This window comes from Henriciella pelagia, from assembly GCF_002088945.1.
GTDB classification, from domain to species: domain Bacteria; phylum Pseudomonadota; class Alphaproteobacteria; order Caulobacterales; family Hyphomonadaceae; genus Henriciella; species Henriciella pelagia.
Window position 1 is genome coordinate 14,009 of the sequence record NZ_NCSU01000012.1, and the last position, 14,013, is coordinate 28,021.

Genomic DNA, 14,013 nt, shown 5'->3' on the forward strand with positions numbered 1-14,013 from the left:
CTTCGAACTGTCAGCCCGACTTTTTATCGACATACTTTGCTGATGAACCCCCCTTCATTGCGAGGTTACCCACATCCTGCTTGAGTTCGACCTCCGCGGGCAAGTATCCGGCGGACTGGTCGGCCGCACCAAGTCTTTCGAAGGCTTGGCGTAAGGAAGGTCCTGCCTGACCTTCGACGAGATCCTTCAACTTTGACCTCAGACTGTCTTCTGGTTTGCCGTCTCTGGTCATGTCTCACTGGTCCAGTCGGCGTCATCGAGCAGGTCAATTGCGGTGACGAGGCTGTTTTCGAGAAGCGATGCGGGACGTCCAGACAGGATCGCCGCGCCTCGCGGTGTCATATTTTCCACGAGTAGTAACGCGATGGCGACACGCTCAACATAACTGAGCTGATTGACGCGCTCGCCAAGCGACCCGTCACGGGTCCCTGCCCTGTTCAGGATAACCACGACTCCCTTGCGGTGAACCGCATCATCAAACGCATCGAAGCCGAGCTTGAAGATGTCGCTTGCAGTGATCAGGGAGTTCCCCGGCCGGATCGCAGAGCGGGCTCTTACAAACGCATTTTCGAGAACACTGTCTGCGACTTTCTGATCGCCGGTCAAAATCCGCCCCATACGCCTGAGGCGTCTGAGAAGCGGTTCGTGGTCGCTGTATGGGGGGATCGTCAGCTGCAAATCAAATCCTGAAACCTGATGTCGTTACCAAGCCTGTGACGGAGCGACGCTAATCTGCATCAAGCGCCGTCGCCGGCGCCGTGTGATTTGACGAAAGGCCGTGCGTCAGAAGATTCAGCTTTTTGAGGTGAAGATAGTCGGTATCGAAATGGGAGAGGCGTGCCAGGCGGGCGCGGTCCAGCAGTTTTATAGATCCGCGCTCTTCTGCGATCAGACCGGAGCGGCGCATGGCCGACATGGTCCGTGAGACATGGACCGGTGTCAGGCCAAGCGCATCGGCGATATCTGCCCGAGTGACCGGCATGACCAGTTCATCGGTCTCCTCGCCCGTTGCACCCGCATACCGGCGGTGCAGCTCCAGAAGCATGTGGCCAATCCGTTCGCGCGCAGAGCGGCGTCCGATCCGCACAATCTGTTCCCGCAGGATCGATTCCTCCTGTACAGCCGCCCACCAGAACGCTGCGGCGATGCGAGTGGAATCGCGCAACATCCGCACAAATGGACGAGCCGGAATGACAGTGACGTCGCAATCGGTAATCGCGGTCACCGTATGGTCAGCCTGCAGGTCTGCCAGGGACTGCAGATCAAAAACATCGCCCGGAAGCATGAAGTTCACGATCTGACGGCGGCCATCCTCCAGTAATCTGTAGCGCAGTGCCCACCCGGTCTGAAGAATGAAGATCTCATTGGCATCCTGGCCGGCGACGATCAGGTCCTCACCAGCCTCAAAGGTCTCCGTGCGTTGATCGAGCTCCTTGATAGGCAACCAGGCATCGTCTGCGAGACGCACATACTGAGACAGTTTATTTCTGAACACTTGCATAACGTTCCAAAGCTCCAGGCGCGCGGAAGTTCCTATTTTTCCGCCCTGCTCTGAAAAGTCTGGAACTCCTTGACCGGTGTCGCCGTTGATTAGGCGAAGTGAAATTAATGGAGAGCAGAATGGCTATCACGACTACCACCACGAAGAAAAACGGTGCTGCCGACATTAAGCAGGCCGCAGAAGCAGCAAAGCACGACTACGAGTCCCTCAAGTCGGACATCGCCCAGCTGCGGGACGACATGAAGTCGCTCGCAGGCAATTCGGGCAAGTACATCAAGGGCAAGTCGGCCAAGAGCCTTGACCAGGGTGTTGAGCACTCGAAGGAATATCTTGAAAAGGCGAAGACCGAAGCATCAAAGGGCAAGGATTATCTTGAAGAGAAAGTCCGCGCCAACCCGCTGACCGCGGTCGGTGTTGCTTTCGGTACGGGTGTGCTTCTCGCAGCCCTTCGTCGTCGATAGGACCGTTTGGCGATGGATGTAGCCAAACTTAGAATAGTCGCGAGTGTCGGTGCAGCCTTTTTCGGCTTCATCGGCACTTCTGCGCTTTGCGTCGCAGGTGCGCTCGCCCTCGCGCCTGTCATCGGCCTGATGTGGGCAACCTTCACCATGGCGTGTCTGATGCTCACGCTTGGATGCATCTGCGCAGTCATCTTCATAAAACCTGGAAAATCCACCGAGGAAGAACTCGACCAGTTCGAGAATGCCACAGCGGACATGTTGGCCGAACTGCCGTTCGATACGATTGCATCGCTGGTGGAGAAGCGGCCGCTGGCTGCTGCAACGGCTGCGCTCGCTGCCGGCTATTTCATTGTCAGTAATCCGGAGCAGGCAGCCAAAGGCTTGCAAAAACTTGCCGATGAACTGATTTAATTCGGTGATGCAAACGCTGCCGGCTAATGCTATTGACGAGCCCTGCGCCAATGATGCGGAGGGCTCGTTGTGTTAAGAGCGGCCTTCCTTCTCGTCTCTGCCCTGACCACCGGCGTCACGCTGGGCCGAAAGGCCATCGACAGCGCCGTTAAGCGCAAGAAACAATCGCTGATCGAGCAGGCCGCACAGGATGCCAGACAGCGCATTCGCGGCCATGCCGAGATTTATCTGCGCGATAGCATTACACAGTTCGTACAGTCCGTATTCATCAAGGCACTTTTGCTGATCGCGGCCTGGTTTTTCTACCGCATCGGGCTGTACCCTCACCCGGTCTTTTCGGGGATCGTGCTGGTTCTTCTTGCCCTCTTTCTCGTTCGTGATGCGATCGTCTTCTTCCCGACCGGGCGGTTGATCGTGGTCAAACTCCACGATCATGGCTGGCGGCCGAAAAAAGCCATTGGGGAAACGATTGCCGCCCGTGTGTTCGAGCAGGTGCTGGATGAGGCCGGTGAGATAAAGACGGGCCGAGCGACGCACATCATGCTGGCGCTCGCCGGCCACAAGATGGACGACCTCACTCAGGATGTGGCGCGGAAAGTGTCAGAAATCGCGCGCGAAACGAGCTGGCATGATCTGCGCCCCTTCATGCTGGCCGCGGCGGGCAAATTTCTCACGCTTTCAGCGCTTTACTCTGCGTTCGTCTTCATCCTGCTGCGCACGGGCTGATTCGCGCTGACCACGCGGGAACTATTACGTAATCGTAAACAATAATCAGCTTGCCCGGAACCGACATCCCGATTCGGCGTTTTCTGTTTGTAGTTCAGCAGAAAGCGAAGGGAGCAATCCCATGCAAACACGTATCAGGGCGCTTATTGTAACAATGGCGATTTTTTCAGGCGCTATGGCCGCAAATGCCGACCCGGCTGAACTTACCGAAGTGGAGCTCACGCAAGTGACCGAGGCCTGCGAATTTGGTCTCCCACTGATCCCGGTCTCTTCGGATTATGGCTATGATACGGGCGAATTCGCTTTGCCGATTTCCGAGCGCGATGGCGAAGTACACTCAGCCCTGATCATCAGCGCTGCAGCGCTTCAAGACATCCCCGAATGCAAGGCTGAGATCGACGCTTTGGTCCGCAACGACCAGCGCACCGACGACCGCATCTCATAGATCCGAGATGGCTGGTGCGGGCGGCCGGGCTTGAACCGGCAAGGCCATACGGCCGAGGGATTTTAAGTCCCTTGCGTTTACCAATTTCGCCACGCCCGCCATGACACGAACCGCCTCTTATGAATTAATCGGCATCTTCGCAAGTCAGCCGGGTCCTAGCTGACCCGCTCAAAGATGGCTGCTAGCCCCTGTCCCCCACCGATACACATTGTCTCGAGGCCGTACCGGGCTTCCTGTCGCTGCAATTCATACAGCATGGTTGTAAGGATGCGCACGCCGGTACATCCGACCGGGTGTCCGAGCGAAATTCCCGATCCGTTCGGGTTGAGGCGGTCATAATCGCCCTCTTCGAAACCGAGCGCCTTTGTGCAGGCGAGCACTTGGGAGGCGAAGGCCTCGTTGAGCTCTATGACATCGATGTCCGAGAGCTTGAGGCCTGCGCGGTCGAGCGCCTTGGTCGATGACGGCACCGGGCCGATGCCCATGACGCCCGGGCCCACACCTGCCACAGACCAGCTGACAAGCCGGGCAAGGGGCGTGAGGCCGTATTTCTCTGCTGCTTCGCGCGTACAGATGATGCAGGCTGCTGCGCCGTCATTCTGGCCCGATGCATTGCCAGCCGTGACGGTTGCTTCCGGGTCGATCTTGCCGCGGATAGCCCGCAGCGTCGACAGCTTCTCGTAGTTGGAATCGGGTCGGATATGCTCGTCCTTGTCGACGACTGTCTCTGTCTTTCGGGACTTCACTGTCACCGGTACGATTTCGCCATCGAACTTGCCTGACGCCTGGGCCGCGGCAGCTTTCTTGTGAGAGTTCACGGCGAAACGGTCCTGCGCTTCGCGCGAAATCTCGTAATCGCGGCGCAGGTTTTCAGCGGTCTCGATCATACCACCCGGGACCGGGAAATTCTTGCCGCCCGCCGTATAGCGACCGCGTGAGAGGCCATCATGCAGTGTCAGGCCGTCGCCTTTCAGGTCCCATCGCATGTCGATGGAAAAGAAGGGCGCGTTCGACATGGATTCAGCGCCGCCAGCGATCACAAGATCACTCGCGCCAGTACCGACTTGCATGATGCCGTAGATCACGGCCTGCAGCCCCGAACCGCAGCGACGGTCGATCTGAAGGCCAGCGGTCTCGATCGTCAGCCCAGCATCGAGCGCCACCATCCGGCCGAATGCTGGGGCTTCCATGGAAGGATAACACTGGGCGAACAGGCAGTCTTCGACAGCTTCGGCGGGAAGTTTCGTCCGGGCCATGAGCTCCTTGATGACAATTGTTGCCAGCTCATGCGCATGCAGGCTTTTAAAACTACCTCCAAATGCACCGACTGCCGTGCGAAGCGGCGAACAGATGACAACATCTCTCATTGCGGAACTCCCTCCATTGATTGAAGCGGAATACACTCAATTGATGTCGGGGTGACAAGTGGCAGGTGGTCGCGGATACCAGAAAACCTAACCTGCGATCGCAATGAATTTTCCATTGTGATAGGTGACCGACCGGATCCTGACCTGCTGCATGGCTGTATCATTGGAGTTTGGTGGCCTGACCCAGGCTATCTTGCCCTCACCCGTCTCTCCATTCGCAACCAGAGCCACCCGTCCGAGCGGCGTGCCGGACACAGTCTGGACCTGGGTGCCCGGCCGTATGTAGTCGCGTTGGGTGGATATGGTTGCTGTCTGATTTGCTGTTTCCACCGACCGTCTGGCACTCTTCAGCTGAGATTGGCCATATGATCGGGTTGCATACGCAACGGTGGAGACCTCGTCAGCATAGTCGTAGGCCGGTCCGGTATCGGAAGGCAGTCTGATCTCTCCCGGCTGACGCACCGGCCCACCGAGGAGTTCTTCGCCTGAAGGACGAATGACTTGCGTTTCGTTCTGCCATGTTTCGTCACTATAAACGCCCTGAGTAGACGTCTCACCGGACGTTTGTCCAAGGACGGGAGCTGCAATAGCGATCGCAGCAAGCGAGACGGCGGCAAATCGGGTGGACATGAAAGCTCCATGGTTCAGTCTACTGCTGAACCAACGAGACTTCCCATGACCAGTTCCCTGTGCCTACTGAGGCGCGACCGCTGGCTCGAGCTGCGGAGCGATATCCGGTTTGCCCGGCGGCGGTGGTGGTCCTTCGACGGGGGCTGCGGGCCTGACTTCGCGAAGCTGCTGCACGCGAATGCGCTCTCTCGTTTCCTTTTCGCGGTCGACATTGGCGCGCAGGTCATCAATGGCGGTACGCGGACCAAATCGGCCCTCAGCGACGAAGGATGAGTCGACTTCGGACGAGTAAGCACCCGTCGCGCCATCTTCATTGCTGGTCGCAATCTGCGACCAGCCCGGGAAGGCACATAGCAAAGGCATTGTGAAAATAGAGAGACGGCGGACGGAGGTGAGGCGTGGGGACATTTCGGAGGCTCCTGACATTCTGTTCCGGACGAGGAGCCGAACTTCCTGAACACCCTCAGCTCCCAGCTGGAAGCTTACCGCAAATCAACCTTGCTGTCCCCTGCCCCGCTCTGTGACCGCTTTACGCGCTGCCTCGACGCTATCTGCCGTGACTCCTGCAGCATGTTCTGCAGATCGCGTGATCTCAAGCTTCATTGCATCACCAAAGTTTAATGCAAAACCGTCATCAATCACCTTCTTGTACTTCTTCAGCATGGCTGGATCGCAGCTCGCCATGTCATGACCAAGCTTGATTGCGGCTGGCACCAGTTCGTCCGCCTTGTAGACGCGGTTGACGAGGCCCCAGCGTTCGGCCGTTTCGGCATCGAGGAAATTACCGGTGAAAGAGAGCTCCTTGGCGCGGCTTGTGCCGATCATGCGGGACAGTTTCTGGCTCAGTCCCCAGCCCGGCATGATGCCGACGCGCGCATGCGTATCGGCGAATTTGGCATTCTCAGAGGCCAGCAGCACGTCGCACATCAAGGCAAGTTCGAAGCCGCCGGTAATAGCGAATCCGTTGATTGCGCCAATGATCGGCCAGGGGAATGCTGCGAGCCCCTTGGCGAGATCGATCGATCCGCCATCTGCGCCGAGCGCAAAGCCGGTCTGTCCCGCCTCCTTCAGGTCGACGCCTGCGGTGAAGGCGCGGCCAGCACCGGTCAGCACGACTGCACGAACATCTCCGTCTTCTGCAAGTGTCTGAAAAGTCTTCACGATCTCGCTGCGCAGGGCACGGCTGAGCGCGTTCAGCGCGTCTGGGCGATTGAGCGTTACAACCGCGACGGGGCCGTCCTTCTCGACGAGCACGATGGGGTCTGACATGTATTGCCTCCGGGAAATTATCTGAAAGTCAGGATTGAAGGGATTTGACGAGCCAGCGCGCAAGAGCGAACGCAGCAAAGCCAATCGCGATGATGGCGGCCAGCATGAACAGGCCATATTTTGCAGGTGTCAGGACGTCCTTGAGGTTCAGCAGGTCTATCGAACCATAAAGTGCGAGGGCCTGAACCGTATTCTCCACCAGATCGATGACTGCCGCCGAAAGCGCCGGCAGCATGACCCAGCCGCGCAGCTTTTCAGGCGCAAACCGACCCGCGAGCCCCGCAAAGAAACTGCCGTAGGCGAACGGGTAGAGCGTGTCGTTTACGACAGTGCCGAGAAAATGAATGTAGCGCTGTTCAATCGTCATTTCGGCGAGTCTGGCACGTGCCGCCTCGCCGCTGAGAAGCGTGTCGAGCAGCGGCCCATCGATGCTTTGCATGACGGGCATGAAGCTCAGCCCGACGAGTATCATTGTCACGAATGACACGATGATCACCGGCGTCCGGGTCAGGAAAGCGGTGACCGCGCTCACGTCGCCTCGCCCTCCAGGATTTCTGGCTCCTGCCCGACGCTCCGTATCAGGTCTACCAGTTGCGTCTGCGCACGTGCGAGCTTTGCTTCGTCGCTGGATCGAGCGACGAGCGCGACGCCGTGATCGGTGGGCGAGCGGAACCAGGGATAGGAGCCGAGACTGACGCCATCTGTCTCGCGCGCGAGTAGACCCAACTTTTCGGCAATGTCGCCCTCACGCAAGCCCGCCGACCGGACCGTCACGCTCTTGACAATAATGCCCTGTTTCAGCCGGTGACCGATATCGCCCAGCATGCCCTGCACGATGGAGGGCACACCGGCCAGCGTGAACACATTGCCCGTCTGGAAGCCTGGAGCGCCTGAAACCGGATTGGTGATCGGCTTCGCCCCTTCAGGGAGACGGGCCATTCTCTGGCGCGCCTCGGTAAACTCGGTGTTCATGGCGTCATAGCGCGCCTGAAGCATCGCAAACACTTCAGGATGGTGTCCGATGCCGACACCAAATGCTGCCGCGATGGCGTCCGCAGTAATGTCGTCATGAGTCGGTCCGATACCGCCAGTCGTGAAGACGTAAGTGTAGCGCGCGCGCAATTCATTGACCGCTTCCACGATGCGGGACTGGTCGTCCGGCACGATTCGGACTTCCTCGACCGGAATGCCGTATGGGCCGAGAAAGCTCGCAATCTGCTGCGTATTGATATCACGCGTGCGTCCGGACAGGAGCTCATCACCGATGAGGCAGATTGCGGCGGTCACTTTTTCGTCTGTCATTACCGCAAACTGCTACTGCCCGTCTCAATCATCAAGCGCTTCGTAGACCAGACGCATCGATTCGCCGCGAAAATCAGCCTCTTCGCCGGGAAGGGCGCCAAAGCGCTGAATCATGCCGATGAAGAAGAGATTGTATTCCGGGTCGATCCAGAACCATGTGCCCGCCGCACCGCCCCAATAGTAAGTTCCGGTTCCAGCTGGGCTCTTCATCGCCACAGGATCGGTAATGATACCGAAATCGAGACCAAACTTGTGGCGCTCGCCTGCGTCCGGATCCCGGCGCGTGCCATCAAAGCCCGTGCCTGCACCTTCGGGAAGCTGGTCAGTGACCATCAGCGTGATCGTGTCTTCATTGATCACGCGGTTTCCGCTAAGCGTGCCGCCATTGAGCAGCATCTGACAGAAACGGGCGTAGTCATCGATGGTGGATACAAGTCCGCCTCCGCCCGATTCCAAGGCAATGGTGGATTTCCGGAACTGGGTGGATTCGGTCGTGGACGGGACGAAACGGCCTGCCGGCTCATAATAAGCCATCAGGTCTGCCAGCCGGTCATAGTCTTCCTCGGCGACGTAGAAACTGGTGTCATCCATGTTCAGCGGGGTGAACAAATTGGTTTCGAGATATTCGCCGAACGGCATGCCGGACAGCTGTTCTACGAGATAGCCCTGGATATCGACCGCAATTGAATAATACCAGGTCTTGCCCGGCTGATAGAGCAATGGCACGCCAGCGATCTTGTCGATCAGCGTATCGAGGTCCGGGGAGCGAAGGATTTGCTGCTGTCGGTACTGTTCATTTGCAAAGTCCTGCCCACCAAGCCCATATGCAAATCCGGCCGTATGGCTCATCAATTCGCGCATCGTCGCCGGGCGTTCGAGGCCCTCGAGAACAGGCGTGCCGTCCTCATTCGTTCCGGCGAGGACCTTTAAATCTTCGAACTCCGGAATGTATTTCGTGATTGGGTCATCCAGTTGGAAAGCGCCATCCTCATAGAGCTGCATGAGCGCGACACCGGTGATCGGCTTGGTCATCGAGTAGATGCGATACAACGTGCCAGGTTGGGTCGGCGTGCCCTCCTCGAAATCGCGGACGCCGTACTGGCCGTACTGAACCACTGCCCCGTCCTTCACGAGCAGGGTCTGCATGCCGATCACATGCCCGTCATCAACATAGGCCTGCATGGCCGTTGCGAGCGCATCGAGGCCGGCTGGATCGAAATCGCTCGCATCCTCAACCGCACCCAGCGGTGGCCAGGCCAGTGACGCTACCTCTTCCTCGACGGTAGCGGGCGCGCTGGCGCAAGCCGCCACCAGTATGGCGAGTGCGGCTGCGCATGACAGGAAATATGTTCTTTTATTGTATTGGGCCATCAGACCAGCCTCCCCTTTTATGTATATTTGACTACAATTATCTCCTGATCGCTTACGGGCAAGATTGATTTCAAAAGAAAGTTGACCGCCCGCATGCCGGGACGTGTAGAAAGACAATCGAGGGGAACGCTCATCACTTGGAAATTCTGTCGACGTCACGTTTTGCAAGGACTGTCGGCGTCCTCGCTACTATTCACAGGATGCATTCATATGACTGACACTCGCACCGAACCGACACTTCGCACCATCAAGGTGAACGGCATAAACATGCGCATCGCCGAGATGGGCCAAGGTCCTCTCGTCATCCTGGCACATGGCTGGCCGGAAAGCTGGTATTCCTGGCGCCATCAGATCAAGGCGCTGGCTGACGCCGGCTATCATGCGGTTGCACCCGACATGCGCGGCTATGGCGGCACCGACGCCCCCTCCGCCATAGCTGACTACGATATTCATCACCTCGCCGGTGATGTTGTCAGCATCATCGACGCCATGGGTGAGGAAAAGGCGCATCTGATCGGGCATGACTGGGGTGCCGTCGTCTCCTGGAATGCTGTCCACATGTATCCTGATCGCTTCCGGTCCCTGTCAGCCCTCTCGGTACCATATGGTGGACGAGGTTCGGCAGCGCCCACAACCATTCTGAAAAAGATCTACGGCGATAATTTCTATTACATGCTCTACTTCCAGGAGCCGGGTGTTGCCGAGGCCGAGTTTGACGCGGATCCGCGCGCTATATTGAGCCGCCTCTATCGCTCGCCTGACAGTCCAAGCCTGCCGCCCACGCTGACCGATCCGAAAATGTCGGCCGGCGGGTGGGTCCCGCGGCTCGGAGAACTGAAAGACCGCCCCGATTGGCTGAGTGCAGCAGATCTCGACTATTACGTGCAGCAGTTCCAGGCAGCAGGCTTTCGCGGCGGCATAAATTATTACCGCAATCTGGATCGTAACTGGGAAACGACCGCCGATCTCGAGGGCGTCACAATCGACATTCCGGTAAAGTTCATTGCCGGTGAACAGGATGTCGTTCTCGGCGGGCGCACGGCCGAACAGCTTGATGCGACCATGCGCAATGTGTGCACCGATTTCAGGGGTGTCACGCTTCTGCCGAATACGGGCCATTGGGTCCAGCAGGAGGAAGCCGATGCGGTGAATGAAGCCCTGGTGTCTTTCATTGGATCGATCCGGACACAATAATCGCAGCCTTTGGCGGTCGATGCAGAAACCCGCTGCTGCCGTGTACGTTAGTTGATTGACAACCCAATCAAGGAGGCCTCATGAAACGCCACGCAACCGCCCACTGGTCCGGATCACTCGGTGACGGCAAGGGAACAATCGACACGCAAAGCGGCGCGCTTTCGAGCCATGGCTACAGCTTCAAGGCCCGGTTCGAGGACGAAAGCGGCAAGTCAGGGACGAATCCGGAAGAGCTTCTCGCCGCCGCGCATGCCGGATGTTTTGCAATGCAGCTGTCCCATTTCCTCGCCGAAAACGGCACGCCGGCCGAAGATCTCGACGCAAGGGCCGTCGTCACTGTTGAGAAGGGCGACAATGGTTTCGAAGTGAAGTCGTCGGCGCTTTCACTGACCGGAAAGGTGCCGGGCATCGACGAGGCCAAGTTCAAGGAACTTGCGACTAAGGCCAAGGAAGGCTGCCCGATCTCCAAGGCGCTCGGCGCGATCGACATTACGCTGGACGCAAAGCTCGCCTGACGGGCCAGTTGATAATGACAGGGAGAGCGGAGCCCTGCGGGCTCCGCTTTTTCTATGGCTCAAAATATGGCCGGTCGCCCGTAATCGTTACACGTTCCATGATGCGAACATCGGGATAATAGTCACTCGCCGCATAATGCTGACAGGCGCGGTTGTCCCAGAACGCGATGGAGCCGGGGGCCCAGCGGAACCGGCACTGATATTCCGGCAGCGCCGCCTGAGCATAGAGATGCTGGAGCAGCCAGTCGCTCTCTTTCTCCGAAAGCCCTTGAATGTGACTCGTGAAGGCGGTGTTGACGTAGATCAGCCGCTGGCCCGTTTCTGGATGGGTGCGGATGACCGGATGTTCCTGAGGCGGATACCTGTCGTGCAGCTCTTTCGGATCCTTTCCGAGACGGCGGGCGAAAACACGGGCAATGTCATGCACTGCCGTGAGCCCGCAGCAGAATTCTTTCATCTTGTCGGAAAGCCCCTCATAGGCTGCCACCATATCGGAGAAGAGCGTATCGCCACCCACATCGGGAAGTTCGATGGCCCGCAGGATCGATCCCAGTGACGGCTCTGGCCGCCATGTGACGTCAGAGTGCCAGGCATTCTCCTGCCCCTTATTGGTCGCATTATGTGCGATACGCAGAACTTCCCGGTCGTCCTGATCTTTCGGTGTCGCCGGATGGATTTCCAGCTCACCGAAATTGCGGGCAAACTCGATATGGTTCCTGCGGGTAATCTGTTGGTCCCGGAAGAAAATGACCTTGTGCTTCAACAGCGCCGCACGGATGTCGGCAATCAGAGCATCATCGAGGGGCCCGCCAAGATCGATGCCATGAAGCTCCGCCCCAATCTGCGGTGTCAATGGCTTCGCCTCAAAGCGCGCAAATGCCTCGGTGCCTACATGAAGATTCATCCGCTCTCCTCCCGATCATTAATTTTTCCGGAGCTTACTCACAATTGCAGGAAGCGCCAATTCAAGTGCCGGTCGAATGTGGAACCCTCGGCCAAGTCTTTCTGTTGATGGGATTAGCGATGAAATGGAGGTCTGATATGGCACCCGAAATTCTCTATGGTGTCGGCGCCCTGATCCTCTTGGTTGTGCTAATCTGGGCCGTCCTGCGTGGCAGGCTGAAATCGAAGCGAGCACAGGCAATCAGCGAAGAAGCGACCCGCGAACAATACGAGGAACCGGAACGCTACGACCAGGACCGTCAGGATGCGCTCGAGGAAATGGCCAGGACCGCCGAAGAGCAGAAACGGCGGAACGATTAAGGCCAGATTCAGTCCTGACCAGCATACACGCTGGAAAAACGAGGCCATCATTGCCATACTTATGGCAACCAAACGCGGAATTGGACCGCCAGCGCCCTTGAAAGTAGGATCATGACTGAAGCTGACCTCCTCATGCCGATGCGGACCGGAGAAATCCGGATACATGACGAAGCTGGTTTTGCCGGCATGCGCAAAGCCGGACGGCTGGTGGCGGAATGTCTCGACATGCTGGTTCCAGAAGTCCAACCCGGCGTGACAACTGTCCAACTCGACGACCTGATTCGAGAATTCGTTTACGATCACGGCGCCCAGTCGGCGACGATCGGCTATCGCGGCTATCGCCACGCATCGTGCATTTCGCTCAACCATGTCATCTGCCATGGCATTCCGGGCGACCGTCCCCTCAAGGAAGGCGATATCGCCAATATCGACGTGACGGTAATTGTCGACGGATGGCATGGCGACCATTCGCGGATGTACGCGGCCGGAACACCGAAACGCAAAGCCGAACGCCTGATGGACGTGACTTATGACGCGCTCATGGCCGGTATTGCAGCCGTTAAACCCGGCAACCGTTTCGGCGACATTGGCGCGGCCATCTCGGCGGTTGCTGCCAAGAACCGCTTGTCCGTGGTCGAGGACTTCTGCGGACACGGCCTCGGCCAACTGTTTCATGACGAACCCAATGTCGTCCATTCAGCACGCGCCGGCACAGGCCCGGAACTGAAGCCCGGCATGTTCTTCACGATCGAGCCGATGCTGAATATTGGCCGCAAGGATGCGGCCATCCTGCCAGATGGCTGGACCGCCGTGACCCGTGACCGCCAGCTCTCCGCCCAGTATGAGCACTCGGTCGGCGTCACCGAAGACGGTGTCGAAATCTTCACGGCGTCACCGAAGGGCTGGCACAAGCCACACGCCGTGACGGCCTAGGACCCGCCCCTATTCCGGTGCTGGCGGTGCGTAGTAAGGGGCTGCCGCCGCTGGCATCTGCTCCATTGAAATCTTGATCCCGTGCTCGGCTGCAAGTTGCCCGATCACCGCCCCGGCAGCTTCCGGGCCTTCCGGTCTTGCTTCGGCTAGGCGCGGACTGACACTCTGCATGAAGGCTTCAAAGGAGCTTCCGGTTGTCATCATCAGCAGCTGCGTCTCGCTATCTGATCCATTCCAGAACATGTGCGCATTGCCACGCTTCAGCGCTGCAAAATCCCCTTCGCTGAGGCGCAGCGTTTCTCCGTTGGACAGCACGTCGAGTGTCCCTGACAGTATATAGAAATATTCATCCTCATGAGTGTGCGTATGGGGCGGCGAACCCGGGCTTTCCGGCGGCAGGATGAACTCGTAAATGGTCACGTCGCCGGACGCCTCTTCGCTCGATAGAAGGAGCCTGATCGGATGAAACGGGTTCTCCACATCCGCCCCCGTGCCCGCCGCGACCACTTTGTCAGCCGTTTGCGCAGGCGATTCTACGTCCCCGGCATCGTGTGCCAGCGCAACGCCGACGAGTCCAAACGTGATCGCCGTCAAAGTCGCAATCTGAATTTTCATGATGTCTTTC

19 protein-coding genes and 1 tRNA gene are annotated in these 14,013 nt (G+C 58.1%); 8 read left to right on the forward strand and 12 right to left on the reverse strand.

Annotation, left to right across the window (positions count from 1 at the left end):
* Positions 1-228 precede the first annotated feature (228 nt).
* Positions 229-678, reverse strand: coding sequence for a hypothetical protein (locus B8746_RS13740; protein WP_143434605.1), 450 nt, complete (start codon positions 676-678; stop codon positions 229-231).
* 49 nt (positions 679-727) lie between these two features.
* A complete protein-coding gene (locus B8746_RS13745; protein ID WP_084394284.1) occupies positions 728-1,501 on the reverse strand; it encodes a Crp/Fnr family transcriptional regulator in 774 nt (257 codons plus the stop codon).
* A 119-nt stretch (positions 1,502-1,620) separates the two neighbouring features.
* Between B8746_RS13745 and B8746_RS13750 the strand changes: the two genes are divergently transcribed.
* The 4 genes from B8746_RS13750 to B8746_RS13765 all read left to right on the forward strand — a co-directional run bounded on the left by B8746_RS13750 (position 1,621) and on the right by B8746_RS13765 (position 3,544).
* A complete protein-coding gene (locus B8746_RS13750; protein WP_084394285.1) occupies positions 1,621-1,962 on the forward strand; it encodes an ElaB/YgaM/YqjD family protein in 342 nt (113 codons plus the stop codon).
* A 12-nt stretch (positions 1,963-1,974) separates the two neighbouring features.
* Positions 1,975-2,373 carry a hypothetical protein gene (locus tag B8746_RS13755; RefSeq protein ID WP_084394286.1) on the forward strand — a complete coding sequence of 133 codons (399 nt, stop codon included), beginning with the start codon at positions 1,975-1,977 and terminating at the stop codon, positions 2,371-2,373.
* A gap of 69 nt (positions 2,374-2,442) precedes the next feature.
* Positions 2,443-3,099 carry a hypothetical protein gene (locus B8746_RS13760; RefSeq protein ID WP_084394287.1) on the forward strand — a complete coding sequence of 219 codons (657 nt, stop codon included), beginning with the start codon at positions 2,443-2,445 and terminating at the stop codon, positions 3,097-3,099.
* Positions 3,100-3,220: 121 nt separating this feature from the next.
* Positions 3,221-3,544, forward strand: coding sequence for a hypothetical protein (locus B8746_RS13765; protein ID WP_143434607.1), 324 nt, complete (start codon positions 3,221-3,223; stop codon positions 3,542-3,544).
* A gap of 12 nt (positions 3,545-3,556) precedes the next feature.
* On the opposite strand, the gene B8746_RS13770 is transcribed toward B8746_RS13765, so the two are convergent.
* From B8746_RS13770 to B8746_RS13805, 8 genes are all read right to left on the reverse strand, one after another.
* A tRNA-Leu gene (locus B8746_RS13770) sits at positions 3,557-3,643 on the reverse strand.
* Between the two features lie 56 nt (positions 3,644-3,699).
* Positions 3,700-4,911: an acetyl-CoA C-acetyltransferase gene (locus tag B8746_RS13775; RefSeq protein WP_084394289.1), complete on the reverse strand. Its 1,212-nt coding sequence runs from the start codon at positions 4,909-4,911 to the stop codon at positions 3,700-3,702.
* Between the two features lie 87 nt (positions 4,912-4,998).
* Positions 4,999-5,541: a hypothetical protein gene (locus tag B8746_RS13780; protein ID WP_084394290.1), complete on the reverse strand. Its 543-nt coding sequence runs from the start codon at positions 5,539-5,541 to the stop codon at positions 4,999-5,001.
* 63 nt (positions 5,542-5,604) lie between these two features.
* The gene (locus B8746_RS13785) at positions 5,605-5,949 is read right to left on the reverse strand and encodes a hypothetical protein (RefSeq protein WP_084394291.1); all 345 of its coding nucleotides are present in this window, start codon (positions 5,947-5,949) and stop codon (positions 5,605-5,607) included.
* 84 nt (positions 5,950-6,033) lie between these two features.
* Entirely contained in the window at positions 6,034-6,810 is a 777-nt protein-coding gene (locus B8746_RS13790) for an enoyl-CoA hydratase (protein WP_084394292.1), read from the reverse strand.
* 28 nt (positions 6,811-6,838) lie between these two features.
* Positions 6,839-7,342: a hypothetical protein gene (locus tag B8746_RS13795; RefSeq protein WP_084394293.1), complete on the reverse strand. Its 504-nt coding sequence runs from the start codon at positions 7,340-7,342 to the stop codon at positions 6,839-6,841.
* Positions 7,339-8,112 (reverse strand): competence/damage-inducible protein A, encoded by a 774-nt coding sequence (locus tag B8746_RS13800; protein WP_084394294.1) that lies wholly within the window; start codon positions 8,110-8,112, stop codon positions 7,339-7,341. Before B8746_RS13800 ends, B8746_RS13795 begins: the two co-directional genes overlap by 4 nt.
* A gap of 24 nt (positions 8,113-8,136) precedes the next feature.
* Complete coding sequence (locus tag B8746_RS13805; protein WP_084394295.1) at positions 8,137-9,483, reverse strand: serine hydrolase domain-containing protein; 1,347 nt, start codon at positions 9,481-9,483, stop codon at positions 8,137-8,139.
* Between the two features lie 210 nt (positions 9,484-9,693).
* Between B8746_RS13805 and B8746_RS13810 the strand changes: the two genes are divergently transcribed.
* Both B8746_RS13810 and B8746_RS13815 read left to right on the forward strand, forming a co-directional pair.
* Complete coding sequence (locus tag B8746_RS13810) at positions 9,694-10,677, forward strand: alpha/beta fold hydrolase (RefSeq protein WP_084394296.1); 984 nt, start codon at positions 9,694-9,696, stop codon at positions 10,675-10,677.
* A gap of 80 nt (positions 10,678-10,757) precedes the next feature.
* Complete coding sequence (locus B8746_RS13815; RefSeq protein WP_084394297.1) at positions 10,758-11,192, forward strand: OsmC family protein; 435 nt, start codon at positions 10,758-10,760, stop codon at positions 11,190-11,192.
* A 52-nt stretch (positions 11,193-11,244) separates the two neighbouring features.
* On the opposite strand, the gene B8746_RS13820 is transcribed toward B8746_RS13815, so the two are convergent.
* Entirely contained in the window at positions 11,245-12,096 is an 852-nt protein-coding gene (locus B8746_RS13820; RefSeq protein WP_084394298.1) for a TauD/TfdA dioxygenase family protein, read from the reverse strand.
* A 137-nt stretch (positions 12,097-12,233) separates the two neighbouring features.
* Between B8746_RS13820 and B8746_RS13825 the strand changes: the two genes are divergently transcribed.
* The gene (locus B8746_RS13825) at positions 12,234-12,455 is read left to right on the forward strand and encodes a hypothetical protein (protein WP_084394299.1); all 222 of its coding nucleotides are present in this window, start codon (positions 12,234-12,236) and stop codon (positions 12,453-12,455) included.
* A gap of 111 nt (positions 12,456-12,566) precedes the next feature.
* Positions 12,567-13,388 (forward strand): type I methionyl aminopeptidase, encoded by an 822-nt coding sequence (map, locus tag B8746_RS13830; protein ID WP_084394300.1) that lies wholly within the window; start codon positions 12,567-12,569, stop codon positions 13,386-13,388.
* 9 nt (positions 13,389-13,397) lie between these two features.
* Here map and B8746_RS13835 read toward each other — a convergent pair whose 3' ends face one another.
* On the reverse strand, positions 13,398-14,003 hold the full coding sequence (locus tag B8746_RS13835) for a cupin domain-containing protein (protein ID WP_158084641.1): 606 nt from the start codon (positions 14,001-14,003) through the stop codon (positions 13,398-13,400).
* Positions 14,004-14,013: the final 10 nt, after the last annotated feature.